Annotated in this window: 27 protein-coding genes; 19 read left to right on the top strand and 8 right to left on the bottom strand. The window is 73.2% G+C overall.

What is annotated here, in order from left to right; genetic code table 11:
• Nucleotides 1–3: 3 nt before the first annotated feature.
• The 3 genes from ACFVXH_RS24260 to htpX are packed head-to-tail and all read right to left on the bottom strand — an operon-like array spanning nt 4 to nt 2,397.
• Nucleotides 4–831, bottom strand: a complete 828-nt coding sequence (locus ACFVXH_RS24260; RefSeq protein ID WP_387827082.1) for a DUF3097 domain-containing protein — start codon at nt 829–831, stop codon at nt 4–6.
• Nucleotides 832–862: 31 nt separating this feature from the next.
• On the bottom strand, nt 863–1,447 hold the full coding sequence (locus tag ACFVXH_RS24255; RefSeq protein ID WP_049651914.1) for a hypothetical protein: 585 nt from the start codon (nt 1,445–1,447) through the stop codon (nt 863–865).
• Between the two features lie 29 nt (nt 1,448–1,476).
• Complete coding sequence (htpX, locus tag ACFVXH_RS24250; protein WP_049651913.1) at nt 1,477–2,397, bottom strand: zinc metalloprotease HtpX; 921 nt, start codon at nt 2,395–2,397, stop codon at nt 1,477–1,479.
• A gap of 287 nt (nt 2,398–2,684) precedes the next feature.
• On the opposite strand from htpX, the gene hrcA reads away from it, so the two are divergent.
• The 15 genes from hrcA (at nt 2,685) to ACFVXH_RS24175 (ending at nt 17,204) form a co-directional block, all read left to right on the top strand.
• Nucleotides 2,685–3,719: a heat-inducible transcriptional repressor HrcA gene (hrcA, locus tag ACFVXH_RS24245; protein WP_049651912.1), complete on the top strand. Its 1,035-nt coding sequence runs from the start codon at nt 2,685–2,687 to the stop codon at nt 3,717–3,719.
• Nucleotides 3,720–3,794: 75 nt separating this feature from the next.
• Entirely contained in the window at nt 3,795–4,931 is a 1,137-nt protein-coding gene (gene dnaJ, locus ACFVXH_RS24240) for a molecular chaperone DnaJ (RefSeq protein WP_049651911.1), read from the top strand.
• Nucleotides 4,932–5,018: 87 nt separating this feature from the next.
• Nucleotides 5,019–5,768 (top strand): 16S rRNA (uracil(1498)-N(3))-methyltransferase, encoded by a 750-nt coding sequence (locus ACFVXH_RS24235; protein ID WP_117487725.1) that lies wholly within the window; start codon nt 5,019–5,021, stop codon nt 5,766–5,768.
• Between the two features lie 152 nt (nt 5,769–5,920).
• Nucleotides 5,921–9,166, top strand: coding sequence for a PDZ domain-containing protein (locus ACFVXH_RS24230; protein WP_380744173.1), 3,246 nt, complete (start codon nt 5,921–5,923; stop codon nt 9,164–9,166).
• A gap of 151 nt (nt 9,167–9,317) precedes the next feature.
• Nucleotides 9,318–9,671, top strand: a complete 354-nt coding sequence (locus ACFVXH_RS24225) for a histidine triad nucleotide-binding protein (RefSeq protein WP_049651083.1) — start codon at nt 9,318–9,320, stop codon at nt 9,669–9,671.
• Nucleotides 9,672–9,677: 6 nt separating this feature from the next.
• Nucleotides 9,678–10,601 carry a ribonuclease Z gene (locus ACFVXH_RS24220; RefSeq protein ID WP_049651084.1) on the top strand — a complete coding sequence of 308 codons (924 nt, stop codon included), beginning with the start codon at nt 9,678–9,680 and terminating at the stop codon, nt 10,599–10,601.
• A 316-nt stretch (nt 10,602–10,917) separates the two neighbouring features.
• Nucleotides 10,918–11,943, top strand: a complete 1,026-nt coding sequence (locus tag ACFVXH_RS24215; protein WP_380775337.1) for a PhoH family protein — start codon at nt 10,918–10,920, stop codon at nt 11,941–11,943.
• A gap of 14 nt (nt 11,944–11,957) precedes the next feature.
• Nucleotides 11,958–12,452: an rRNA maturation RNase YbeY gene (gene ybeY / locus ACFVXH_RS24210; RefSeq protein ID WP_049651086.1), complete on the top strand. Its 495-nt coding sequence runs from the start codon at nt 11,958–11,960 to the stop codon at nt 12,450–12,452.
• A 19-nt stretch (nt 12,453–12,471) separates the two neighbouring features.
• Complete coding sequence (locus ACFVXH_RS24205; RefSeq protein WP_049651087.1) at nt 12,472–13,797, top strand: hemolysin family protein; 1,326 nt, start codon at nt 12,472–12,474, stop codon at nt 13,795–13,797.
• A 33-nt stretch (nt 13,798–13,830) separates the two neighbouring features.
• On the top strand, nt 13,831–14,067 hold the full coding sequence (locus ACFVXH_RS24200; protein ID WP_063780135.1) for a hypothetical protein: 237 nt from the start codon (nt 13,831–13,833) through the stop codon (nt 14,065–14,067).
• A 38-nt stretch (nt 14,068–14,105) separates the two neighbouring features.
• The gene (locus tag ACFVXH_RS24195) at nt 14,106–14,657 is read left to right on the top strand and encodes a DUF4383 domain-containing protein (RefSeq protein ID WP_387827074.1); all 552 of its coding nucleotides are present in this window, start codon (nt 14,106–14,108) and stop codon (nt 14,655–14,657) included.
• 28 nt (nt 14,658–14,685) lie between these two features.
• Nucleotides 14,686–15,039 (top strand): cytidine deaminase, encoded by a 354-nt coding sequence (locus tag ACFVXH_RS24190; RefSeq protein WP_049651100.1) that lies wholly within the window; start codon nt 14,686–14,688, stop codon nt 15,037–15,039.
• A 160-nt stretch (nt 15,040–15,199) separates the two neighbouring features.
• A complete protein-coding gene (locus tag ACFVXH_RS24185; protein WP_158077653.1) occupies nt 15,200–15,376 on the top strand; it encodes a hypothetical protein in 177 nt (58 codons plus the stop codon).
• A gap of 70 nt (nt 15,377–15,446) precedes the next feature.
• Nucleotides 15,447–16,376, top strand: coding sequence for a GTPase Era (gene era, locus ACFVXH_RS24180; protein WP_049651090.1), 930 nt, complete (start codon nt 15,447–15,449; stop codon nt 16,374–16,376).
• Between the two features lie 123 nt (nt 16,377–16,499).
• Nucleotides 16,500–17,204, top strand: coding sequence for an alpha/beta fold hydrolase (locus ACFVXH_RS24175; RefSeq protein WP_074000727.1), 705 nt, complete (start codon nt 16,500–16,502; stop codon nt 17,202–17,204).
• Between the two features lie 57 nt (nt 17,205–17,261).
• Here the strand turns inward: ACFVXH_RS24175 and ACFVXH_RS24170 are convergent, their stop codons facing one another.
• Together ACFVXH_RS24170 and ACFVXH_RS24165 are read right to left on the bottom strand one after the other, a co-directional pair.
• Complete coding sequence (locus tag ACFVXH_RS24170) at nt 17,262–17,528, bottom strand: protealysin inhibitor emfourin (RefSeq protein ID WP_049651101.1); 267 nt, start codon at nt 17,526–17,528, stop codon at nt 17,262–17,264.
• A gap of 124 nt (nt 17,529–17,652) precedes the next feature.
• A complete protein-coding gene (locus ACFVXH_RS24165) occupies nt 17,653–18,672 on the bottom strand; it encodes a M4 family metallopeptidase (RefSeq protein WP_074000728.1) in 1,020 nt (339 codons plus the stop codon).
• Between the two features lie 342 nt (nt 18,673–19,014).
• Between ACFVXH_RS24165 and leuA the strand changes: the two genes are divergently transcribed.
• The 4 genes from leuA to ACFVXH_RS24145 all read left to right on the top strand — a co-directional run bounded on the left by leuA (nt 19,015) and on the right by ACFVXH_RS24145 (nt 23,554).
• A complete protein-coding gene (leuA, locus tag ACFVXH_RS24160; protein ID WP_074000729.1) occupies nt 19,015–20,811 on the top strand; it encodes a 2-isopropylmalate synthase in 1,797 nt (598 codons plus the stop codon).
• Between the two features lie 239 nt (nt 20,812–21,050).
• Nucleotides 21,051–21,746 (top strand): hypothetical protein, encoded by a 696-nt coding sequence (locus ACFVXH_RS24155; protein WP_049651094.1) that lies wholly within the window; start codon nt 21,051–21,053, stop codon nt 21,744–21,746.
• Between the two features lie 223 nt (nt 21,747–21,969).
• Nucleotides 21,970–22,716 carry a DNA repair protein RecO gene (gene recO, locus ACFVXH_RS24150; RefSeq protein ID WP_049651095.1) on the top strand — a complete coding sequence of 249 codons (747 nt, stop codon included), beginning with the start codon at nt 21,970–21,972 and terminating at the stop codon, nt 22,714–22,716.
• A 4-nt stretch (nt 22,717–22,720) separates the two neighbouring features.
• On the top strand, nt 22,721–23,554 hold the full coding sequence (locus tag ACFVXH_RS24145) for an isoprenyl transferase (protein ID WP_049651096.1): 834 nt from the start codon (nt 22,721–22,723) through the stop codon (nt 23,552–23,554).
• 77 nt (nt 23,555–23,631) lie between these two features.
• Here the strand turns inward: ACFVXH_RS24145 and ACFVXH_RS24140 are convergent, their stop codons facing one another.
• From ACFVXH_RS24140 to ACFVXH_RS24130, 3 genes are read right to left on the bottom strand one after another with little or no spacing between them, the layout of a single operon-like run.
• Nucleotides 23,632–24,042: a Fur family transcriptional regulator gene (locus ACFVXH_RS24140; protein WP_049651097.1), complete on the bottom strand. Its 411-nt coding sequence runs from the start codon at nt 24,040–24,042 to the stop codon at nt 23,632–23,634.
• A gap of 35 nt (nt 24,043–24,077) precedes the next feature.
• Complete coding sequence (locus tag ACFVXH_RS24135) at nt 24,078–25,007, bottom strand: metal ABC transporter permease (protein ID WP_049651098.1); 930 nt, start codon at nt 25,005–25,007, stop codon at nt 24,078–24,080.
• Complete coding sequence (locus ACFVXH_RS24130; protein WP_049651099.1) at nt 25,004–25,768, bottom strand: metal ABC transporter ATP-binding protein; 765 nt, start codon at nt 25,766–25,768, stop codon at nt 25,004–25,006. Before ACFVXH_RS24130 ends, ACFVXH_RS24135 begins: the two co-directional genes overlap by 4 nt.
• Nucleotides 25,769–25,774 lie beyond the last annotated feature (6 nt).

Genomic DNA, 25,774 nt, shown 5'->3' with positions numbered 1-25,774 from the left:
CCGTCACTCCGGCAGGGCCGTGAAGTCGATCAGTTCCTCGACCCGGCCCAGGAGTTCGGGCTCCAGGTCCTTGTAGGAGTCGACCTTCGAGAGGATGTGCTTCCAGGCCGCGGGGGTGTCCACCGGCCAGCCGAGGCGGCGGCAGGTGCCCTCCTTCCAGTCCTCGGCCCGAGGGACGGCGGGCCAGGCGGGGATGCCGACGGAGGAGGGCTTCACGGCCTGCCAGATGTCGATGTAGGGGTGGCCGACGACCAGCACCGAGTCGCCGGTGACCCGGGCGGCGATGCGGTGCTCCTTCGTGCCCGGGAGCAGGTGGTCGACCAGGACGCCGAGGCGGCGGCCGGGGCCGGGGGCGAAGTCGGCGACGATCGCGGGCAGGTCGTCGATGCCGCGCAGGTACTCGACGACCACGCCCTCGATCCGCAGGTCGTCGCCCCAGACCCGTTCGACCAGCTCCGCGTCGTGCCGGCCCTCGACGTAGATGCGGGACTCGCGGGCGACCCGGGCGCGGGCGCCGGGGACGGCGACGGAGCCGGAGGCGGTGCGGCCCGGGGTGCGGGCGGGGGCCGGGCCGGCCGGGCGGACCAGGGTGACGACCCGGCCCTCCAGCAGGAAGCCGCGCGGCACCAGGGGGAACACCCGGTGCTTGCCGAACCGGTCCTCCAGGGTGACGGTGAAGCCTTCGGCGGTCTTCTCGCAGCGCACCACGGCCCCGCAATAGCCGGTCGCCGCCTCCTCGACCACCAGGTCCCGCTCGGCGGGCACCTCCGGGGCGGGGGCCTGCTTCTTCCACGGCGGGGTCAGGTCGGGTCCGTACTGGCGGCTGCGCATACGGGTGATCATAGGGAGGGCGGACGGCGCGTCAGAGGCCCGGCGCGCCCCAGACCGGGAACCAGCGGCTCAGGTCCTTCTCCAGCCGCAGGTCGTTCCCCAGCATCGCGTTGACCTGCAGTTCCAGCGGACTGTCGCGCCGCTCCCCGCCGCCGGGCATCGGGGCGAAGGGGTAGAACGTCCCCCGCTTGTAGAGGTAGACGAGGGCCAGCGACCGCCCGTCCGGGTCGCGGAAGCCGACGAGCGAGCAGAGCAGCTGCGGCCCGAAGCCGTTCGCCTCCAGTTCGCTGTTGACCGCGTGCAGGTCGTTGACCAGTTCGGGCAGTTCCTCGGGGCGGTGCCGGGCGAGCAGCCAGGAATAGCCGTAGCCGTCCTTGGAGGCCTCCACGGGGACGCCGCCGCGCTCGGTGTCGGCGTCCAGCAGCGCCCGGACCTGCTGCTGGACCTGGACGAAGGCGGCGCCCTCGACGGCCGCGAAGCAGACCGAGCCGAGCCCGGTGGGGGTGAACCCGGCCCCGGCCTCCAGGGTGAGCGCGGCGGACGGCACGCCGAACAGCTGGTCGAGGTCGGGCTTGACGGGCTTGGTGCGGCCGAACAGGGCGTCCAGGATTCCCACGGCGGTCCTCTCGGGTCGAAAACTGAGACTCAGCGGCCGAGCTGCTCGGAGATCTTCGCCAGCTGCTCCAGCCGCTTCTCCAGGCTCGGGTGGGTGGAGAACAGCTGCGAGGCGGCCTCCCGGGCGCTCAGCGCGGGGGCGAAGTAGAAGGCGTTGTACGGCTGGGCCTGGCGCAGGTCCTTGCTGGGGATGGCCGCGATCTGCCCGGTCACCTTGGTGAGCGCCGAGGCGAGGGCGCTGGGATGCCCGGTGAGCTGGGCGGCGGCCCGGTCGGCGGCGAGTTCGCGGTAGCGGGACAGCAGCCGGGTGAGCAGGAAGCTGATCGCGTAGACGACGACCGACACCAGCGGGATGATCAGCGCCAGCACGGCCGCGTTCTGGTCGTTGTTGTTGCGCCCGCCGCCCATGAACCCGCCGTACATCGCGATCCGGGTCATCGCCCCGGCGAGGACGCCGAGGAAGCCGGCGATCGTCATCACCGCGACGTCCCGGTGGGCGACGTGCGACAGCTCGTGGGCGAGGACGCCCTCCAGTTCCTCGGGCTCCAGCCGGCGCAGCAGCCCGGTGGTCACGCAGACCACCGCGTTCTGCGGGTTGCGGCCGGTGGCGAAGGCGTTCGGCATGTCGTTGTCGGCGACCGCCACGCGGGGTTTGGGCATGTCGGCCAGGGCGCAGAGCCGGTCGATGGTGCCGTGCAGCTGGGGGAACTGCTCCGGGGACACCTGGCGGGCGCCCATCGCCCGTTCGGTGATCTTGTCGCTGAACCAGAACTGGGCCACGAACAGCCCGCCGGAGATCAGGACGATCAGTGGCCAGGCGCCGCGCAGCAGCGCGATCAGCAGGCCGGTGAAACCGACGTACAGCAGCCCGATCACGAACATCGTCGCGACCATGCGGCCGGTCAGGCCGCGGTCCGGCGCGAAACGGGTGTGCTGGCCCGAGCTCGACATCGCTTGCTCCTCCATTCGCCGTCGCTTTCGATGCTGCCACCCGGACGGCCTCTCGGCACCACCCCGGCGCCGGGAGGATCGAACCGCCGGGGCCCCGCGGGCCGTGAGCGGAACTGCGGGGAGGATCACCCCGGTCCGGCCGTTCCTGCCGTAGGACCCGGGCCTTACACTGGCAGGTACGGTTTTGGCACTCGCGTGTTCAGAGTGCCAGGGCAAGGGTCTTCGGAGCGGCCCGCAGCAGCAAGGGACACAGTCGGACAACGTGCGAAGACGGAGGTGCGTGCCCCATGGCCGGTGAGGTCCGCCAGCTGGACGAACGCAAGCTCGCCGTGCTCCGCGCGATCGTGCAGGACTACGTGGGCACCGAGGAGCCGGTCGGCTCCAAGGCCCTGGTGGAACGGCACAACCTCGGGGTCTCGCCGGCGACCGTCCGCAACGACATGGCGGCGCTGGAGGAGGAGGGCTACATCCACCAGCCGCACACCAGCGCCGGCCGCATCCCGACCGACAAGGGGTACCGCCTCTTCGTCGACAAGCTCGCCGAGATCAAGCCGATGAGCGCCCCCGAGCGCCGGGCCATCCGGCACTTCCTGGACGGCGCGGTCGACCTGGACGACGTGGTCGCGCGCACCGTGCGGCTGCTCGCCCAGCTGACCCGGCAGGTCGCGGTGGTGCAGTACCCCTCGCTGACGCGCTCCACCGTCCGGCACATCGAGCTGGTGGCGCTGGCCCCGGCCAAGGTGATGCTGGTGCTGATCACCAACACCGGCCGGGTCGAGCAGCGGATGGTCGACTGCCCGGGCCCGGTCGGCGAGACGGTGCTGGCGGACCTGCGGGCCCGGATCAACGCGAGGGCCGCCGGCCGGCGCCTCCCGGAGGTCCCGGGGCTGCTGGAGGAGCTGCCGGCGCAGTTCGAACCGGCCGAGCGGCCGACCGTCAGCACGGTCCTGGCGACCCTGTTCGAGACGCTCGCCGAGCAGAACGAGGAGCGGATCATGCTGGCCGGCACGGCCAACCTGACCCGCTTCGGGCACGACTTCCCGCTCAGCATCCAGCCGGTGCTGGAGGCCCTGGAGGAGCAGGTCGTCCTGCTCCGCCTCCTGGGTGAGACCGCGGACGCCGCGATGACGGTCCGGATCGGGCGGGAGAACACCTACGAGGGGCTGACTTCCACGTCCATCGTCTCGGTCGGCTACGGTTCGGGCGACGAGAGCGTGGCGAAACTGGGTGTGATCGGTCCGACCCGGATGGACTACCCGGGCACAATGGGGGCGGTGCGAGCGGTGGCGCGGTACGTGGGCCAGATCCTGGCCGAGTCCTAGCAAAGGCCGCCGTCGGAAATCCGACGGCGGTGACCAGTCGCAGCACTACTACAGGCGGAACAAGCGGAGCATTTGGTGGCCACGGACTACTACGCGGTACTCGGCGTCCGACGGGATGCGGGGCAGGACGAGATCAAGAAGGCGTTCCGGCGCCTGGCGCGCGAACTGCACCCGGACGTCAACCCGGACCCGAAGACGCAGGAGCGGTTCAAGGAGATCAACGCCGCTTACGAGGTGCTCTCCGATCCGCAGAAGCGCCAGGTCTACGACCTCGGCGGGGACCCGCTGTCCCCGGGCGGCGGCGCGGGCGGCTTCGGTGCCGGCGCGGCGGGCTTCGGCTTCTCCGACATCATGGACGCCTTCTTCGGCGCCGCGGCCGGCCAGCGCGGCCCGCGCTCGCGCACCCGCCGGGGCCAGGACGCCATGATCCGGCTGGAGATCACCCTGGAGGAGGCTGCTTTCGGCACCACCAAGGAGCTCCAGGTCGACACCGCCGTCACCTGCACCACGTGCAGCGGCGAGGGCGCGGCCCCCGGCACCTCGGCGCAGACCTGTGACATGTGCCGCGGCAAGGGCGAGGTCTCCCAGGTCACCCGGTCCTTCCTGGGCCAGGTCATGACCTCCCGCCCCTGCCCGCAGTGCCAGGGCTTCGGCACCGTCGTGCCGACCCCGTGCCCGGAGTGCGCCGGCGACGGCCGGGTGCGCGCCCGCCGCACGCTGACCGTCAAGATCCCGGCCGGTGTCGACAACGGCACCCGGATCCAGCTGGCCGGCGAGGGCGAGGTCGGCCCCGGCGGCGGCCCGGCCGGCGACCTGTACGTCGAGATCGCCGAGACCACCCACACGATCTTCCAGCGGCGCGGGGACGACCTGCACTGCACCGTCACCATCCCGATGACGGCGGCCGCGCTCGGCACCCAGGTGCCGCTGCAGACCCTGGACGGCCTGGAGGAGGTCGACATCCGGCCCGGCACCCAGTCCGGCCAGTCGATCCCGCTGCACGGCCGGGGCATCACCCACCTGCGCGGCGGCGGCCGTGGCGACCTGATAGTGCACGTCGAGGTGAAGACGCCCAGCAAGCTCGACCCCGAGCAGGAGGAGCTGCTGCGCCGCCTCGCGGTGCTGCGCGGCGAGGAGCGGCCGTCCGGCCAGTTCGCGCCGGGCCAGCAGGGCCTCTTCTCCCGGCTGAAGGACGCCTTCAACGGCCGGTAGCCGTCCGCGGAGGGGTGCCGGGGGGCAATGACCCCGGCACCCCTTTCGCGTGTCCGTCCCACTTCCGCACGAAAGAGGTTCCCCGTCATGACCGCGCCCGTCTTCGTCGTCGAGACCGAGCGGATCGCCGCCGCCGCGCCCGGGGCCGTGGTGCGCCTGGACGGCCCGGAGGGGCGGCACGCGGCCGCGGTGAAGCGGCTGGAGCCGGGCGAGGCGGTGACCCTGGCCGACGGGCAGGGGCTCGGCGTGGACGGCACGGTCGCCGAGGTGCTCGGCAAGGACGCGATCGACGTGCGGGTCGCCGCCGTGCGCCGCGAGCCGGAGCCCGCGCCGCGGATCGTCGTCGTCCAGGCGCTGCCCAAGGGCGACCGCGGCGAGCTGGCCGTGGAGACCATGACCGAGGTCGGCGTGGACGTGGTGATCCCGTGGGCCGCCTCGCGCTGCATCACCCAGTGGAAGGGCGAGCGCGGCGCCAAGGCGCTCGCCAAGTGGCGGGCCACCGCGCGGGAGGCGGGCAAGCAGTCCCGCCGGCTGCGCTTCCCCGAGGTCCGCGAGCCGATGACCACCCGGCAGCTGGCGCCCGTCCTGGCGGGGGCCGCGTTCGCCGCCGTGCTGCACGAGGAGGGCGCCGAACCGCTGGCGCACGCCGTGCTGCCGGAGGGCGGGGACATCGTCCTGGTGGTCGGCCCGGAGGGCGGGGTCTCCCCGGAGGAGCTGGCGGCCTTCGCCGGGGCGGGCGCCGGGCCGTACCGGCTGGGCCCCTCGGTGCTGCGCACCTCCACCGCCGGGGTGGCCGCCGGCGCGCTGCTGCTCGGGCGCACCGGCCGCTGGTCGTAGTACCCCGGGCGCACCCCCGGCAGGCCGTCGGCGCGCCCCTCGGCGCGCCCCCGTACACCCCGGCGGCGACCGCGGCACGGCCGCCCGCGGACGGTGCCGGGAGTCTGGGAAAAACGGCGCGGACGGTCCGTGTACCTGCCTAGGCTGGCCGGGTGACGGACTCCCAGAGCACCTCCCCGAACTCCTCGGCGGGCGCCTACCTTCGCCATCCCCACCTGCACGGCGACCTGCTCGCCTTCGTCGCCGAGGACGACCTCTGGCTCGCCCCGCTGGACGGCGGCCGGGCCTGGCGGCTGACGGCGGACCACCTGCCGGTCCACCACCCGAGGTTCTCCCCGGACGGGCGGCACCTCGCCTTCACCTCCACCCGGGACGGCGCCCCCGAGGTGCACGTGGTGCCGGTGGACGGCGGCCCCTCGCGCCGGCTCACCCACTGGGGCAGCCACCAGACCCGGGTGCTGGGCTGGACCGCCGACGGCCGTCCGATCGCCGCCACCGGGGCCGGCGAGGCCAGCTTGCGCCGCACCTGGGCGCACGCCGTGCCGCTGGACGGCGGCGAGCCGCAGCGGCTGCCGTACGGGCCGGTCGGCGGGCTCGCCTTCGAGCCGGGTGGTGACCGGGTGCTGCTGAGCAGTGTCAACGGCCGCGATCCGGCCTGGTGGAAGCGGTACCGGGGCGGGCGGGCCGGAAAGCTGTGGCTCGGCCGGGAGGAGTTCGCCCGGGTCCACGCGGAGCTGGACGGGCAGCTGGACTCCCCGCTGTGGGTCGGGGACCGGATCGCCTTCCTGTCCGACCACGAGGGCGTCGGCGAGCTGTGGTCCAGCCGCCCGGACGGCACCGACCTGCGCCGCCACAGCACCGACCCGGACGGCTTCTACGCCCGGGGCGCCGGCACCGACGGCACCCGGGTGGTCTTCCACCGGGCCGGGGACCTCTGGCTGCTGGACGACCTGGCGGGTGCCGAGCCGCGCCGGCTGGACGTCCGGCTGGCCGGCCCGCGGGCCGGGCGCCGCCCCCGCCCGGTGCCCGCCGCGCACTGGCTGGACTCCGTCGCCCCCGACCGCACCGGCCGGGGCAGCGCCGTGGTGGTGCGCGGCGGTGTGCACTGGCTGACCCACCGCGAGGGCCCGGCCCGGGTGCTGGACGAGACCCCGGGCGTGCGCGGGCGGCTGGCCCGGGTGGTGCCCGGCGAGGACGGCGCCCAGGGCGTGCTCTGGGTGTCCGACGCCGAGGGCGGGGACGCCCTGGAGTTCGCCCCCGACCTGCACGGTGCCGAGCGCCGCCGGCTGGCCGCGGGGCGGCTCGGCCGGGTCAACGCGCTGACGGTCTCCCCGGACGGCAAGCAGGCCGCGCTCGGCGCGCACGACGGCCGGGTGCTGCTGGTGACGCTCGCCGACGGCGCCGTGCACGAGCTGGACCGCAGCGCCGACGGCGAGCCCGGCACCCCGGCCTTCAGCCCGGACTCGGCCTGGCTGGCCTGGTCGCGCCCGGTGCGCGGGATGGGCCCGCACTCGCTGCGCCAGATCGTGCTGGCCGACCTGGCGACCCGGACGGTCGGCGAGGTCACCCAGCCGCGCTTCGTGGACACCTCGCCCTCCTTCACCGCGGACGGCCGCTACCTGGCCTTCCTGTCGGTGCGCAACTTCGACCCGGTCTACGACGCGCACGTGTTCGACCTGTCCTTCCCGAACGGCTGCCGCCCCTACCTGGTCACGCTGGCCGCCGACACGCCCTCCCCGTTCGGGCCGCAGCGGGCCGGGCGCCCGCTCGGCGGGGAGGAGGACGAGCCGAAGGCCCGGAAGGCGGACGGCGAGGCGGCGGCCGCCGACGCCGCGCCGGTGACCAGGGTGGACCTGGACGGCATCGCCGACCGGATCATCCCCTTCCCGGTCGAGGGCGGCCGCTTCGAGGAGCTGGCCGCCGCGAAGGACGGCGTGCTCTGGACCAGGGCCCCGCTGACGGGCGAACTCGGCGACGAGGCCGCCTCGTTGGACGACGACCGGCCCCGTCCGGTGCTGGAGCGCTTCGACCTGCGCAAGCGCCGGGTCGAGCAGCTGGTGCACGGCGTGGACGACTTCTCGGTCAGCGCGGACGGCACCCGGGTCGCCGTGCTGGACCAGGGCGAGCTGAGGGTCGTCCCGGCGGACCACAAGGGCGGCGACGACGAGGAGGCCGCCGTCGACCTCGCCCGGCTGCGGATCACCGTCGACCCGGCCGCCGAGTGGCGGCAGATGTACGCCGAGAACGGCCGGCTGATGCGGGACAACTTCTGGCGCCCCGACCTCTCCGGCGTCGACTGGGACGGGGTGCTGGAGCGCTACCGGCCGCTGGTCGAGCGGGTCGGCTCGCACGACGAACTGGTCGACCTGCTCTGGGAGGTGCACGGCGAACTCGGCACCTCGCACGCCTACGTGATGCCGTACGGCCGGTACACCGAGCCCGCCCGGCGCCAGGGCCTGCTCGGCGCCGACCTCGTCCGGGACGGCGGGCACTGGCGGATCGGCCGGATCCTGCCCGGGGAGTCCTCCGACCCCAGGGCCCGCTCGCCGCTGGCCGCGCCCGGCGCGGCGATCCGCCCGGGCGACGCGGTGCTCGCCGTCAACGGCCGCCCGGTGGACCCGGTCACCGGCCCGGCCCCGCTGCTGGCCGGCACCGCCGGGCAGCCGGTCGAGCTGACGGTGGCCGGGAAGGACGGCACCGACCGGCGCCACCCGGTGGTCGTCCCGCTCGCCGACGAGGAGGCGCTGCGCTACCACGACTGGGTGGCCGGGCGGCGGGCCGCGGTGCGCGAGCTGTCCGGCGGGCGGCTGGGCTACCTGCACATCCCCGACATGCAGACGGCCGGCTGGGCCCAGCTGCACCGCGACCTGAGCACCGAGATGGCCCGGGAGGGCCTGGTCGTCGACGTCCGGGGGAACCGGGGCGGCCACACCTCGCAGCTGGTGATCGAGAAGCTGGCCCGCCGGATCATCGGCTGGGACGTCATCCGGGACACCGACCACCCGGTGCCCTACCCGGCGGACGCCCCGCGCGGCCCGGTGGTCGCGCTCGCCGACGAGTTCACCGGCTCGGACGGCGACGTGGTCAGCGCCGCCATCCAGGTGCTCGGCATCGGCCCGGTGGTCGGCACCCGCACCTGGGGCGGGGTGATCGGCATCGACAGCCGCTACCGGTTGGTCGACGGCACCCTCGTCACCCAGCCCAAGTACGCGCTGTGGCTGGAGAAGTACGGCTGGGGCCTGGAGAACCACGGCGTCGACCCGGACGTCGAGGTGCCGTTCGCCCCGCACCACTGGGCGGCCGGCGAGGACCCGCAGCTGTCCGAGGGCGTCCGGCTCGCCCTGGCGAAGCTCGCCGGGGCCCCGGCGCGTACCGCGCCGCCGCTGCCCTGGGCGTAGCGGCTCCGGGGCGGGACGCCGGCCGGTCCGGCGTCCCGCCCCGCGGGTGCGGCCCCGGGGCGCCGGAAGCGCCAGCAGGCCGTCGCCCGGCTCGGCTAGGCTGCGCCCGTACGGCCCCACCACCCGACACACCGATCCCGAGGAGAGAGCCATGGCCGGCGAGCCGCAGCCCGACTGCCTGTTCTGCAAGATCGTGGCGGGCGAGATCCCGGCGACCGTGGTGCGCAAGACCGAGCGCACCCTCGCCTTCCGCGACATCGCCCCCAAGGCTCCCGTGCACGTGCTGGTGATCCCGCACGCGCACTACCCGAACGCGGCCGCGCTGGCCGCCGCCGAGCCGGAGACCGCCGGCGAACTGCTCGCCGAGGCGGGCGCGGTGGCCGCGGACGAGGGCATCGAGGACTACCGGCTGATCTTCAACACCGGTGCCGGCGCGGGGCAGACCGTCTTCCACGCGCACGTCCACGTGCTCGGCGGCATGTCGATGACCGAGCGCATGGTCTGACCGCAGGTGTCCCAGCGCGAACTCGTCGTCCTCGGCACCGCCAGCCAGGTGCCCACCCGGCACCGCAACCACAACGGCTACCTGCTGCGCTGGGACGGCGAGGGCCTGCTGTTCGACCCCGGCGAGGGCACCCAGCGCCAGATGCTGCACGCCGGGGTGACGGCCACCCAGATCACCAGGATCGCGGTCACCCACTTCCACGGGGACCACTGCCTGGGCCTCGCCGGGGTGATCCAGCGGATCAACCTCGACCGGGTCCCGCACCCGGTCGACGTCTACTTCCCGGCCTCCGGCGAGGTCTACTTCGAGCGGCTGCGGCACTCCACCGCCTACCACGAGACGGCCGTGCTGCGGCCCCGGCCGATCGACGAGCCCGGACCGCTGCCCGCGCCCGGCGCCCGCTTCGCGCTGGACGCCGTCCGGCTGGACCACCCGGTGGAGTCCTTCGGCTACCGGCTCTCCGAGCCGGACGGTCGGCGGCTGGTGCCGGAGCGGCTGGCCGCCCTCGGCGTGCGCGGCCCGGCGGTGGGCCGGCTCCAGCACGAGGGCGCGATCGAGGTGGACGGCCGTACCGTCACCCTGGCCGAGGTCAGCGAGCCGCGGCCGGGCCAGAAGTTCGCCTTCGTGATGGACACCCGGCTGTGCGAGGGCGTGTACGCGCTCGCCGAGGGCGCCGACCTGCTGGTCGTCGAGGCGACCTTCACCGACGCCGACGCCCGGCTCGCCGAGGAGCACGGCCACCTCACCGCCGGGCAGGCCGCCAAGGCCGCCGCCGAGGCCGGGGTGCGCACCCTGGTGCTGACCCACTTCTCGCAGCGCTACCCGGACCTCGGCCAGCACCTGGCCGACGCCCGCAAGCACTTCGACGGGGAGCTGGTGCTGGCCGCCGACCTCGACCGGGTACCGGTGCCGGCCCGCCGCCCGTCGTGACCGGCCCGGGGAACCGGAGCGGCACGGGAGAGTCCCGGCAGTGTCCCCGGTGAAAAAAATGGGCTCGCGCCGGCCTGCGATCTGCCGGAGCATCGTCGGGTGCGGCCCCGCCGCCCGCCACGGCGATCACGCTCGCGGCGTACCCTGGTGCCCCGGAGACACCCAGCGGCACCCGAGACCACGGATGGGATGAGGCAGGCCCCAGCGCCGACCTATGAGTGACACATCGCAGACCCGTACCAACGGACAGTCGCGCCCCGAAACGACCGACGACGGCCGTGTGAGCGCCCGGATCGTGATCCCCGAGAAGCACCCGATGGTCACCCTGCTCGGCACCGCGGACTCGCTGCTGCGCGTGATCGAGCAGGGCTTCCCCGCCGCGGACATCCACGTCCGCGGCAACGAGGTGACCGCCACCGGGGACCGGGCCGAGGTCGCCCTCGTGCAGCGGCTCTTCACCGAGATGATGCTGGTGCTGCGCACCGGCCAGCCGCTGACGGAGGACTCCGTGGAGCGCTCCATCGCCATGATCCGCAGCCAGGACCCGGACAGCCCGGCGCCGTCGCAGGTGTTCACCGCGAACATCCTGTCCAACCGGGGCCGGACGATCCGCCCGAAGACCCTCAACCAGCAGCGCTACGTCGACGCGATCGACAAGCACACGATCGTCTTCGGCCTAGGCCCGGCGGGCACCGGCAAGACCTACCTGGCGATGGCCAAGGCCGTCCAGGCCCTCCAGGCCAAGGAGGTCAACCGGATCATCCTGACCCGCCCGGCGGTCGAGGCGGGGGAGCGGCTGGGCTTCCTGCCCGGCACCCTCTACGAGAAGATCGACCCGTACCTGCGCCCGCTGTACGACGCGCTGCACGACATGATGGACCCGGACTCCATCCCGCGCCTGATGGCGGCCGGCACCATCGAGGTCGCCCCGCTCGCGTACATGCGCGGCCGCACCCTCAACGACGCCTTCATCATCCTCGACGAGGCCCAGAACACCTCGCCCGAGCAGATGAAGATGTTCCTCACCCGCCTCGGGTTCAACTCCCGGGTGGTGGTCACCGGCGACACCAGCCAGATCGACCTCCCGGGCGGCACCCGCAGCGGTCTCAAGGTCGTCCAGGACATCCTGGCCGACGTGCCCGACATCCACTTCTCCGTCCTCACCAGCACCGACGTGGTCCGCCACAAGCTGGTCGGCCGGATCGTGGACGCCTACGAGCGCTGGGACGCCCGCCAGGAGGCGGAGGAGGCCGCCCCGGCGGACCGCAAGCCCGCCCAGCGGCGCCCCGGCAAGGCCACGGCGCCCCGCGCACCCCGCCAGTCCCATCGCACCGAAAGCTGAGCACACAGCCCGTCATGTCGATCGACATCGCCAACGAGTCCGGTTGGGAGGCCGACGAGGAAGCCATCCTCGACGTCGCCCGCTTCGCACTGGACAAGATGCGGATCCACCCGCAGTCCGAACTGTCCGTGATCCTGGTGGACAGTGCGGCGATGGAGGAGCTGCACATCCAGTGGATGGACCTGCCCGGCCCGACCGACGTGATGTCGTTCCCGATGGACGAGCTGCGTCCCGGCAAGGAGGGCGACGAGCTGCCGCAGGGCCTGCTCGGCGACATCGTGCTCTGCCCCGAGGTCGCCGAGCAGCAGGGCCTGGCGGCCCCCTCCAAGCACTCGATGGACGAGGAGCTGCAACTGCTCACCGTGCACGGCGTGCTGCACGTCCTCGGCTACGACCACGAGGAGCCGGAGGAAGAGGAGGAGATGTTCGCCCTCCAGAAGCGCATCCTGGACGACTGGCGGACGGGCCGGGGCCTCGGCGGCATCTCCCCGGCCCCCACCACCCACTGAGCGCGGAGCCCGAACCCCTGTGAGTGGTGAGAGTACGAGCTTCATCCTCGGTGCCGTGCTGCTGGTCGTGCTCGGCTGGCTGGCCGCGTGCGCCGAGGCGGGCATCTCCCGGGTCTCCCGGTTCCGGGCGGAGGAGGCGGTGCGCAGCGGTCGGCGCGGCTCCGCGCGGCTGCTGACCGTCGCCTCCGACCCGATCCGCTACCTCAACCTGGCCACCCTGATCCGGGTGGCCAGCGAGATGGCGGCGGCGGTCCTGGTCACCGTGGTGTGCGTGCGCAACGTGACGCCCACCTGGCAGGCCGTCCTGCTGGCGTTCGGCGTGATGGTGCTGGTGTCCTTCGTCGCGGTGGGGGTCTCGCCGCGCACGATCGGGCGCCAGCACCCGCTCACCACCGCGACGGCGGCCTCCTTCGTGCTGCTGCCGCTGGCCGCGGTGCTGGGCCCGATCCCGCGGCTGCTGATCCTGCTCGGCAACGCGCTGACCCCGGGCAAGGGCTACCGGGAGGGTCCGTTCGCCTCGGAGGCGGAGCTGCGGGCCCTGGTGGACCTCGCCGAGAAGGACGACCTGATCGAGGACGAGGAGCGCCGGATGGTGCACTCGGTCTTCGAGCTGGGCGACACCATCGTGCGCGAGGTGATGGTGCCGCGCACCGACCTGGTGATGATCGAGCGGCACAAGACCGTCCGGCAGGCGCTGACCCTGGCGCTGCGCTCGGGCTTCTCGCGGATCCCGGTGGTCGGCGACAACGAGGACGACGTGGTCGGCATCGTCTACCTCAAGGACCTGGTGCGGCGCACCCACATCAACCGGGAGGCGGAGTCCGAGGAGGTCGGCGCGGTGATACGGCCGGCCGTCTTCGTCCCGGACTCCAAGCCGGCCGGCGACCTGCTGCGCGAGATGCAGCAGCGCCGTTCGCACGTGGCGATCGTGATCGACGAGTACGGCGGCACGGCCGGCCTGGTCACCATCGAGGACGTCCTGGAGGAGATCGTCGGCGAGATCACCGACGAGTACGACCGGGAGATCGCCCCGGTGGAGGACCTCGGGGACGGCTCGTACCGGATCACCGCCCGGCTGCTGGTGGAGGACCTGGGCGAGCTGTTCGGCATCGAGCTGGAGGACGAGGACGTCGAGACCGTCGGCGGCCTGCTGGCCAAGCACCTGGGCCGGGTGCCGATCCCCGGCTCCTCCTGCGAGATCCCGCTGCCCGACCCGGTGGAGGGCGGCCTGTCCGGCATCCTGCTGACCGCCGAGTCCTCGGCGGGCCGCCGCAACCGGATCGGCTCGATGGTCGCCGCCCCCGTCCGCCGCACCGAGGACGCCGAGGAGCCGGCGGGCGAGTAGCGGGTGGGCGGTCGCCGAGCGACCATGGAGGGCATGACGCACAAACTTCGCGCGGAGTACGGCCCGCAGGGGGCGGCCGGCGGAGTCAAGTCCTGGCACGTGGTGCGGGACGAGGACCTGTCGGTGGCGCTCTGCGGCCGGACCATGTCCGACGACGCCGAGACGCGGCCCGAGGAGGAGTGGGGCACCGGGTTGCGCTGCTGCCAGCAGTGCGGCTCGCTCTACATGCACGAGGTGCCGCACATGCAGGGGAGCCATCCCTACAGCTAGGCACCCGGCTGGACCATGGCCGAGCTCTGGAGGTCGCCATGAAGCTGCAAGACGAACTGCCCACCGTCGACCGTCGGCTCGCCATGGTGTGGCGGGTCGGGGCGGGGCTCGGGGGGGTCTTCCTGATCGTGTTCGGGTGTCTGGGGCTGGCCGGCGAGCCGGGCTTCCTGGCCACCCACGGCGACCGGATCGCCGGGCTGTCGACCAACGGGGCGCTGAGCATCCTGTCCATCGTGGCGGGCGCGGTCCTGGTGCTGGGGGCGGTGGTCGGCGGGAACTTCGCGTCCAACCTCAACATGGCGGTGGGCGTGCTGTTCGTCCTGTCGGGCTTCTACGGCCTGACGGTGCTCGGGCGGCCGGACGCCAACATCCTCAACTTCCGGATGTCGAACGTGCTGTTCGCGTTCGTCTTCGGCATCGTCCTGACGACCTTCGGCATGTACGGCCGGGTGAGCGGCCACCTGCCGCACGACAACCCGTACTGGCGGCAGCGGATCGAGCGCGAGGAGGCTCGGCCGAGCGGCGCCGCGAAGACCTTCGTCAAGGTCCTCAAGCCGAACCCGGGGCCCACCCACCCGGTCGGCCACTGAACGGCGCCGGGTGCCTATGCTCGGCGGCATGAGTGACATCGTCGAGCTCGACCCCGAAGACAAGAAGATCATCACCCTGGCCCGCTCGGTCCGCGCCCGCAACGGCGTGGCCGAGGGGGCCGCGGTGCGTGACGAGACCGGGCGCACCTACGTGGCCGGGACGGTCGCGCTGGAGTCGCTGCGGCTGAGCGCCCTGCAGACGGCGGTGGCGATGGCGGTGGCCAGCGGTGCCCGGTCGCTGGAGGCGGCGGCCGTGGTGAGCGAGGCGGAGCAGCCGGCCGAGACGGACCTGGCGGCCGTACGGGACCTGGGCGGGGCCGGGACGCCCGTGCTGCTGGCCGGGCCGGACGGGACGCTGCGGGTGTCCGCCGAGGCGCGCTGAGGCCCGTCGAGGGGCCCGTACGGGGCCGCCGGGGGCCGTTGGCGGGCCTTCGGCGGCCCCGCCGCGTGCCCCGTACGACGCTGTCGGACGGCATGGTCTTGGAGCCCAGGCCTTGCAGATAATCTCACCGGGGGAGTGGACTCGGTGAGGGGACTGGGGCATGGGGGCGGTGGCGTTCTTCGCCGGGCTGGTGCTGTTCGTGATGGGGCTGGGCAAATGGCAGGAGACCGGGTCCGAGCTCTGGCTGTACGGCTCGCTCGGCTTCCTGCTGGTGCTGGTGGTGGTCTCGCTGATCCCCACCTCCGGCAAGGGCGGGAAGGCCGGGAAGAAGGGCTGAGCGCGCCCCGGACACCCCCGCGGGGTGGGCCCGGACGGCGGGGCTCCGGTGATCAGGGAGAATGGAGCCCATGAATGCCCCTTCCTCCTCGTACCGCTCCGGGTTCGCGTGCTTCGTCGGCCGGCCCAACGCGGGCAAGTCGACCCTGACCAACGCCCTGGTGGGGACGAAGGTCGCGATCACCTCCGATCGCCCGCAGACCACCCGGCACACCGTGCGCGGCATCGTGCACCGCCCGGACGCCCAGCTCGTGCTGGTCGACACCCCCGGTCTGCACAAGCCGCGCACCCTGCTCGGCGAGCGCCTCAACGACCTGGTCCGCACCACCTGGGCCGAGGTCGACGTGATCGGCTTCTGCCTGCCCGCCGACCAGAAGATCGGCCCCGGCGACAAGTTCATCGCCAAGGAGATCGCCGGGATCAAGAAGACCCCGAAGGTCGCCATCGTCACCAAGACCGACCTGGTCGACTCCAAGCGCCTGGCCGAGCAGCTCATCGCCATCCACCAGCTCGGCATCGAGCTGGGCTTCGAGTGGGCCGAGATCATCCCGGTCTCCGCCGTCGGCGACAAGCAGGTCGAACTGGTCGCCGACCTGCTCACCAAGCTGCTGCCGGAGGGCGACCAGCTCTACCCGGCGGGCGACCTCACCGACGAGCCCGAGCAGATCATGGTCGCCGAACTGATCCGCGAGGCCGCGCTGGAGGGCGTGCGCGACGAACTGCCGCACTCGCTGGCCGTGGTGGTCGAGGAGATGCTCCCGCGCGAGGGCCGCCCGGCGGACCGCCCGCTGCTGGACATCCACGCCAACGTCTACATCGAGCGGCAGAGCCAGAAGGCGATCGTGATCGGCGCCAAGGGCGCGCGGCTCAAGCACGTCGGCACCACCGCCCGCAAGCACATCGAGGCGCTGCTCGGCACGCCGGTCTACCTGGACCTGCACGTCAAGGTCGCCAAGGACTGGCAGCGCGACCCCAAGCAGCTGCGCAAGCTCGGCTTCTGAACCCGGGCTCCCGACGAGGGAGTTCGGGCCGCCGGGAGGCCTGGGGCCCGTTCGGACGTTGTGCGTCCGGGCGGGCCTTCGCCGTGGTCCGGCCGTACGCGACGTCAGAAGGGTTACACCGCGATGGAGTTGCACACCCGAGAGTGGGGCAGCGGGGACCGGCTGGCCGTGCTGGTGCACGGCATCATGTCCGACCACCGCACCTGGCGGCTGGTCGGCCCGGCCCTGGCGGGGAGGGGCTACCGGGTGCTCGCCGTGGACCTGCGCGGGCACGGCGCCAGCCCGCGCGGCACCGGCGCCACCGCGCTGGAGCGTTACCCCCTGGCGGCGTACGCCGAGGACCTGCTGGAGAGCCTGCCGGCCGGTGTCGAGCTCGCGATCGGCCACTCGCTGGGCGGGATCGTCCTGGCGGACGCGGTCGAGCGGCTGAAGCCGGCTCGCGCGGTGTACGTCGACCCGGCCTGGCGGTTCGTCCAGACCGGGATGGACCCGCGGGTGATGGCGCAGCTGCGGCACCTCACCCGGGAGCAGGTCGTGGCGCTCAGCCCGACCTGGGAGCCGGCCGACGTGGACGACGAGATCGCCGCCGCGGCCGCCTGGGACGAGGACTCGGCGCTGGCCCTGGCCGACCAGCGCTCGGACCTGCCGGCCGGGCCGGCGGTGCCCTCGCTGGTGGTCCTGGCCGACGGCAGCATGCTGGTGGACGCGGCGAGCGCCGAGGAGCTCACTGCCCGCGGCTTCGAGGTGCGCACCGTCCCCGGCACGGGCCACACCGTCCACCGGGACGACCCGGCCGGCTTCCTGGCGGCGCTCGACGGCTGGCTCTGAGTCCGGGGGCCGCCGCCCGACAGGCCCTGTAAGGCCCCGACCGCGGGCTCCCTGGTGCTACGCGCCCTCGCGCAGCACCAGGGAGACCAGCTCGCGCTGCGAGTCGGTGAGCTTCGGGTCGGCGCAGTACACCGACCGGCCGTCGACGGTGATCTCGTAGTGGAAGCCGTCCGGCACCCCGTACGAGGGCGCGCGCAGCCCGCCCGCGACGGCCTCGCGGGCGAGTGCGTGCACGTGCGGGGCGTCCGTGCGGTCGGCGGTGTCGATCTCCGCCTGGCGGACGATCCCCGCGAAGCCGCCGGTCCGGGTCACCTGGATACGCATGGTGTCCATGGTGCTACCCGGGGAGGGGGTTTGCCGGGCTTTTCCCGGACCGTGACCTTAAGCCCGCCTCAACCCGGTCTCAACCACCCTTCAGGCGTACTCCCGGGGCCGTCCGCGGCCCCGCTCACCCCGGGCTGACCCCGACCTGCGCCCAGGAGGCCGTGACGGTGTCCACGACCGACCGGTCGTCGGGGTAGCGGGACCTGGCGGCGGCCACGGTGGCCCGGGCGAAGGCGGTGAAGTCGGCGTCGGCGGGCAGCGTGCGCCCGGTCAGCGCGTCGTACCAGATCCGGCCCGCGCGCTCCCAGGCCGAGCCGCCGAGCGCGGTGGCCAGCAGGTAGAACGCGTGGTTGGGGATGCCGGAGTTGATGTGCACCCCGCCGTTGTCCTGGGAGGTGTCCACGTAGTCCCGCATGTGCGCGGGCTGCGGGTCCTTGCCGAGCCGCGGGTCGTCGTAGGCGGTGCCGGGCGCCTTCATCGAGCGCAGCGCCACGCCCTGGACGCCCGGGGCGAGCAGTCCGGCGCCGATCAGCCAGTCGGCGTCGGCGGCGGCCTGGCGCAGCGCGTACTGCTTGACCAGCGAGCCGAAGACGTCGGAGACCGACTCGTTGAGCGCGCCGGGCTGGTCCTGGTAGTCCAGTCCGGCGGTGAACTGGGTGACGCCGTGGGTGAGTTCGTGGCCGATGACGTCGACGCAGGCGGTGAAGTCGCCGAACACCACGTTGTCGCCGTCGCCGAACACCATCTGGTGGCCGTTCCAGAAGGCGTTGTCGTAGTCGCGGCCGTAGTGGACGCTGGCGTCCAGCCGCAGGTCGCGGTCGTCGATCGAGTGCCGGCCGAAGACGTCGGCGTAGAGCGCGAAGGTGGCGCCGAGGCCGTCGTAGGCGTGGTTGACGGAGCTGTCGGAGGAGGCCGCGCGGCCCTCGGTGCGCACGGAGCGGCCGGGCAGCCGCTGGCCGTGGCCGGCGTCGTAGACGACCCGGTTGAGACCGGGGGCGGCGACGGGCGGGGCCGGGGAGAGGCGGGCCGCGCGGTGCGCCGCGTCGAGGGCCAGGGAGTGGACGGCGGGTTCGTGGCCGGCCTCGGCGAGGCGGTCCAGGACGAACGGCGGGACGATCGTGCAGAACGGTGCTGCTGCGGTCATGTTGCCCAGGGTGAGGCCTCGATGACCGGTTGTCACCACCTCCGGCAGGACCGGTCGGCGTCTCAAGGAGTGGAACGGTGGCCCGGATCACTTCGGGGGCGCGCGGTGCTGGGTTACGCTGGGCCCATCATGCGCAACGGGCTGCTTCTTCTTAGCTGCCGCGTCGAGGGCCTGTAGTCCACTGGGGCCGGCACCCTCGCCGCGGGGAACGTGCTGTGCGCGCAATCGGCGATCCAAGGGTGTATCGCGAGCGGCAGCAGAGGCCGGCCAGTCGGTGTTGACCAGGTGTTGACCACCCCCGACCCGCCCGCACCACGCATCACAGGAAGCCGAGTCACCTCCATGACCGAGCAGAACTCCGCCGCGTCCGTCCCCGCCGGCCGCCCCTTCGTCGACCGCCCCACCCCGATCACCGCCGCCTCGGTGCGCCAGCAGCCCTCGGGCATGCGGCACGGGCGCTACCTGCCGTTCGGCACCGTCGACCTGCCGGACCGCACCTGGCCGGAGAAGGTGATCACCAAGGCGCCGCGCTGGCTGTCCACCGACCTGCGGGACGGCAACCAGGCGCTGATCGACCCGATGTCGCCGGCCCGCAAGCGCAAGATGTTCGACCTGCTGGTGGCCATGGGCTACAAGGAGATCGAGGTCGGCTTCCCCGCCTCCGGGGCCACCGACCACGCCTTCGTACGGTCGCTGATCGAGGAGGGGGCGATCCCCGAGGACGTCACCGTCTCGGTGCTGACCCAGGCCCGCGAGGACCTGATCGAGAAGACCGTGGAGGCGCTGGTCGGCGCCCCGCGGGCGACCGTCCACCTGTACGCCGCGACCGCGCCGCTGTTCCGCCGGGTGGTGTTCCGCAACGACCGGGCGGCCACCAAGGCGATCGCCACCGAGGGCACCCGGCTGGTGATGGAGTACGCGGAGAAGCTGCTGGGCGACGACACCGTCTTCGGCTACCAGTACTCGCCGGAGATCTTCGTCGACACCGAGCTGGACTTCGCGCTGGAGGTCTGCGAGGGCGTCATGGACGTCTGGCAGCCGGGCGAGGGCCGCGAGATCATCCTGAACCTGCCCGCCACCGTCGAGCGGGCCACCCCGAACGTCCAGGCCGACCAGTTCGAGTGGATGTCGCGCCACCTGTCCCGCCGCGAGTTCGTCTGCCTGTCGGTGCACCCGCACAACGACCGCGGCACCGCCGTCGCCTCCGCCGAGCTGGCCTACATGGCGGGCGCGGACCGGATCGAGGGCTGCCTGTTCGGGCAGGGCGAGCGGACCGGCAACGTCGACCTGGTGACGCTGGGGATGAACCTGTTCTCGCAGGGCATCGACCCGCAGATCGACTTCTCCGACATCGACGAGGTGCGCCGCACCGCCGAGTACTGCAACCAGATGGAGGTGCACCCGCGCCACCCGTACGCCGGCGACCTGGTGTACACCTCCTTCTCGGGCTCGCACCAGGACGCCATCAAGAAGGGCTTCGACGCCCTGGAGGCGGACGCGAAGGCGGCCGGGGTGCCGCTGGAGGAGCACACCTGGGGCGTGCCGTACCTGCCGATCGACCCGAAGGACGTCGGCCGCACCTACGAGGCGGTCATCCGGGTCAACAGCCAGTCCGGCAAGGGCGGCGTGGCGTACGTGCTGAAGAACGACCACAAGCTGGACCTGCCGCGCCGGATGCAGATCGAGTTCTCCCGGATCATCCAGGCCAAGACCGACGCCGAGGGCGGCGAGGTCAGCCCGGCCGAGATCTGGCGGGTCTTCGAGGACGAGTACCTGCCGACCACCGGCAACCCGTGGGGCCGGATCTCGCTGAGCGGTTCGCGCACCCTGACCACCGAGGACGGCCGGGACGCGCTGACCGCCGAGGCCCGGCTGGACGGCGCCCCGGTGACCCTGACCGGTACCGGCAACGGCCCGGTCTCGGCCTTCGCCGACGCGCTGGCCCGGATCGGCGTGGACGTACGCGTCCTGGACTACGCCGAGCACGCGCTGAGCGAGGGCGGCGACGCCCAGGCCGCCGCGTACGTGGAGTGCGCGGTGGACGGCAAGGTGCTGTGGGGCGTGGGCATCGACGGCAACACCGTGCTGGCCTCGCTGAAGGCCATGATCAGCGCCGTCAACCGCTCGCAGCGCGGCTAATTCGAACGGGTGGTATGCGAAGGGCCGTCCCACGGGGCGGCCCTTCGTCGTCCCCGCCCCGGATTGTGGCCTGCGCCACATTTTTTCGAATCGGAAGCCGTTCGAGGTACTGACACGTGCCGGTAACCGTGGCAACATCGATCCACCGGAAAGCCGGGTCGGTGGGACGGCCTCGGTGTCCGGTCGCGTGACCTGCCCATAGTCGAGCAGGCCGCCTGCCATGTCTGGGGAGTGGCGCCGTGACCAGGTTGTGGGGTGTTCGCCCGCGGTGGCGGACTGACGTTCTCGGTGACTTCTTCTGCCCGGGCTGCGGCGGGGACCGCAACTACCGCCGGCAGCACGGCCGGCGGTGGCTGCGGTTGCTGGGGACCCCGGTGGTCCCGCTCGGGCCGGTGCTCGGCAGCGTGCAGTGCACCAGCTGCCACGGCCGGTACGGCGTCGAGAGCCTGGAGCAGCCCACCTGCGTGCGCCTCGGCGCGATGCTGCGGGACGCCCAGTACACCATCGCGCTGGCCATGCTCGCGGCCGGCGGCACCGCCCACCGGGCGGCCCGCGAGGCGGCCTGCGCGGCGGTCCGCGAGGCCGGGTTCGAGGACTGCGGCGAGGCCCAGGTGCTGGCCGCGCTCGCCGCGCTCTCCGGGCTCGGCGGCGAGCTCTACCACGCCCACGACCTGGAGGCGCCGCCCGGCCGGGGGCTGGCGGAGGCCGGCGGCCTGGCCGTCGAACTGCACGCCGTGGTCGAACCGCTCACCCCGCACCTGGCCCACTCCGGCCGCGAGCGGCTGCTGCTGCAGGGCGCGGCGATCGCGCTGGCGGACGGCCGCTACCTGCCGCAGGAGCGCGAGGCGCTGGCCGCGGTCGGGCGCTGCCTGGACCTGCCGCGGTCCCGGGTCGGGGCGCTGCTGGAGGCGGCGACCAGGACGCCGTACCAGTAGCGACCGCCTCTCCGTACCGTCCACCTCCGAAGATCCGCGGACCACCTCAGACCACCTCGGAATCCCCCACAACGGGCCTGGCCTCCCCACCCCGGGCCCGCCGTGACCCGCACCGCCGTGGTCTCCCCCACGACCGCCGGTGCGGGCAACACGGCTGTCCGGAGCCCGGTGCGGGCGGGCGGGGCCGTCCGGAGCCGGGGGCGGGTGGGGGAGAATGGTCCCCATGAGTCTTTTCCGGGACGACGGCGTCGTGCTGCGGGCGCAGAAGCTCGGCGAGGCCGATCGGATCATCACCCTGCTGACCCGCCAGCACGGCAAGGTGCGGGCGGTCGCGCGCGGGGTGCGGAAGACCAAGTCCAAGTTCGGCGCCCGGCTGGAGCCGTTCTCGCACGTGGACGTGCAGTTCTTCAGCCGGGGGAGTGAGCTGTTCGGCCGGGGATTGCCGCTCTGCACCCAGGTGGAGACGATCGCCCCGTACGGCGGCTCGATCGTCACCGACTACGGCCGCTACACGGCCGGCACCGCGATGCTGGAGACGGCCGAGCGGTTCGCCGAGAACGAGGGCGAACCGGCCGTCCAGCAGTACCTGCTGCTGGTCGGCGGGCTGCGCACGCTGGCGGCCGGGGTGCACGAGTCGCACCTGGTGCTGGACGCCTTCCTGCTGCGCTCGCTCGCGGTGAACGGGTACGGCGCGAGCTTCACCGACTGCGCCAAATGCGGCCTGGAGGGGCCGAACCGTTTCTTCTCCCTCCCCGCGGGCGGGGTGCTCTGCGGCGACTGCCGAGTGCCCGGATGTGCCGTACCCTCCCCTGAGACACTGGTACTGCTCGGGGCGCTGCTGTCAGGGGACTGGCAGACGGCCGACGCCTGCGAGCCGCGGTACTGGCGGGAGGGCAGCGGCCTGGTCGCGGCCTATCTGCAGTGGCACCTGGAGCGGGGCATCCGCTCGATGAGATACGTGGAGAAGTGAGCACATGGCAGCGCGACGGCTCTTCGGCGGCGGCAAGCAGAGGACGTACGTCCCCCCGACCCCCCACCCCAGCGGCGCACAGCCCCCGAAGATCCCCGGCGAGCTGGTCCCCGACCACGTCGCCATCGTGATGGACGGCAACGGCCGTTGGGCCAAGGAGCGCGGACTGCCCCGCACCGAGGGCCACAAGGTCGGCGAGTCCGTGGTGCTGGACGTCCTCAAGGGCGCGATCGAGCTCGGGGTCAGGAACATCTCGCTGTACGCGTTCTCCACCGAGAACTGGAAGCGCTCGCCCGACGAGGTGAAGTTCCTGATGAACTTCAACCGGGACGTCATCCGCCGCCGCCGCGACGAGATGGACGCGATGGGCGTGCGGATCCGCTGGGCCGGCCGGATGCCCAAGCTGTGGAAGAGCGTCGTCCAGGAGCTCCAGGTCGCCGAGGAGCAGACCAAGGACAACGACGCCGTCACGCTCTACATGTGCGTCAACTACGGCGGCCGGGCCGAACTCGCCGACGCGGCGCAGGCGCTCGCCCTGGACGTCGCGGCCGGGAAGCTCGACCCGAAGAAGGTCAGCGAGAAGACCCTCGCCAAGTACATGTACCACCCGGACATGCCGGACGTGGACCTGTTCCTGCGCCCCAGCGGGGAGCAGCGCACCTCCAACTTCCTGCTCTGGCAGTCGGCTTACGCCGAGTTCGTGTTCCAGGACGTGCTCTGGCCGGACTTCGACCGCCGCGACCTGTGGCGCGCCTGCGAGCAGTACGCGATGCGCGACCGGCGCTTCGGCGGGGCGATCCCGAACGAGGTCGGCGCGCCGGTGCCGTCCCCGCGCTGACGGGCGCATACGACGGAGGGGACCTACCGGGATCTGCCCGGTGGGTCCCCTTCGCCGTACGCGCGCGCGGACGAGCCTCAGACCTTCTTGGCGCACTCCGCGCAGGTCCCGAAGATCTCCAGGGTGTGCGCGATGTCGCTGAAGCCGTGCTCGGCGGCGACCGAGTTGGCCCAGCGCTCCACCGCGGGACCCTCCACCTCGACGGTCGCGCCGCAGTGCCGGCAGACCAGGTGGTGGTGGTGCCCGCTGCTGCAGCGGCGGTAGACCGCCTCGCCGTCGGCGGTGCGCAGCACGTCCACCTCGCCGGCGTCCGCGAGCGACTGGAGCGTGCGGTAGACCGTGGTCAGACCGACGGAGTCCCCGCGGTGCTTGAGCAGGTCGTGGAGCTCCTGCGCGCTGCGGAAGTCCGCGATCTCGTCCAGGGCCGCCGAGACGGCGGCTCGCTGCCGGGTCGAGCGGGCGCGCGGCGACGGGCCTGCGGTGGTCACCGTGGGTCCTCCTGGGGTCGTGGGCGTCTCGCACATCATTGTGCCAGCCCCGCCCGCCCCTCAGGTGTGGTCGTGCCGGACGGTTCGCCGGAGGCCTGTTCCGGCAGTTCGACGTCGCACACCTTCGGCCCGTGTTCGCCGGTGCCGCGGTGGCGCCGCCGGGCGAGCGGCGCGGCGAGCAGGCTGAACACCGCGAAGACCGCGATGGCGAGCAGCACGATGGCCGGGCCGGAGGGCACGTCCAGGTGGTAGGAGCCGGTGACGCCGGCCAGCGAGACGACCACGCCGAGCGCGATCGAGGCGGCCTGGGTGGCGGCGAAGGACCGGGTGAGCTGCTGGGCGGCGACCACCGGGACCACCATCAGCGCGCTGACCAGCAGCAGCCCGACGACGCGCATGGCGACCGTGACGGTGACCGCGGCCATCACCGCGAGCAGCAGGTTGAGGGTGCGCACCGGCACACCGGTGACCCGGGCGAAGTCCTCGTCCTGGCAGATCGCGAAGAGCTGGCGGCGCAGGCCCACGGTGACCGCGACGACCACCGCGCCGAGCACCGCGATGGTGGCCAGGTCGGCGGGGGCGACGGTGAGGATCGAGCCCCACAGGTAGCTCTCCAGCGAGCCGGCCCCGGCCTGGGCGGACATCGAGACCAGCAGCTTGCCGCAGGCCATGCCGCCGTAGAAGAGCATCGCGAGGGCGATGTCGCCGCGCTGGTTGCCGCGCGAGCGGACCAGCTCCATGGTGACGGCGCCGAGCACGCATACCAGCACGGCCATCCAGACCGGGCTGGTCTGGAAGATGAAGCCGAGGCCGACGCCGGTCATCGCGACGTGGCCCATGCCGTCGCCCATCAGCGCCTGGCGGCGCTGCACCAGGTAGATGCCGACGGCCGGGGCGGTGATCCCGACCAGGACGGCGGCGAGCAGGGCCCGCTGCATGAAGTCGTAGGAGAGCATCTCGGTCATGCCAGCAGCCTCGGCGGGGTCAGGTCGGCGTGCGGGTGGACGTGGTCGTGGCCGGGCAGCGCGTGCAGCCCGGTGTTGGGCACGGGCGGGCCGTCGTGGGCGACGCAGCCGTCCCGCAGCACCACGGCGCGGTCGATCAGCGGCTCCAGCGGCCCGAGTTCGTGCAGCACGAGGAGGACGGAGGCGCCGCGGCCGACCTCGGCGCGCAGGGTGTCCGCGAGCACCTGCTGGCTGGCGGCGTCCACGCCGGCCATCGGCTCGTCCATGATCAGCAGGTCGGGGGTGCCGACCAGGGCGCGGGCGATCAGCACCCGCTGCTGCTGGCCGCCGGACAGGTCGGCCACGCCGTCCCCGGCGCGCTCCAGCATGCCGACGGCGGCCAGCGCGCGGTCCACCGCCTCGCGGTCCCGGCGGCGGAAGGGCAGCAGCCGGTGCTGCGGCAGCCGTCCGGTGGAGACCACCTCGCGGACTGTGGCGGGGACGCCGGAGGCGGCGGTGGTGCGCTGCGGGACGTACCCGATCCGGTGCCAGGCGCGGAAGGAGCCGTACGGGGTGCCGAACAGCTCCAGGGTGCCCCGCTCCAGCGGGACGGAGCCGATCACGGCCTTGACGGTGGTCGACTTGCCGGAGCCGTTGGCGCCCAGCAGGGCGACGACCTCGCCGGGGCGGACGGTGAGGTCGACGCCGCGCAGCACCGGCCGGCCGCCGCGCGAGGCGACGGCGTCACGGAGGCGGACGGCTGGGGGTATCGGGTCGGTCATGGTGCT

It is taken from the genome of Kitasatospora sp. NPDC058184, assembly GCF_042883725.1.
Lineage (GTDB): Bacteria > Actinomycetota > Actinomycetes > Streptomycetales > Streptomycetaceae > Kitasatospora.
Note: the sequence above shows the minus strand (reverse complement) of the source record. Positions and strands in the feature narration are given on the sequence as shown.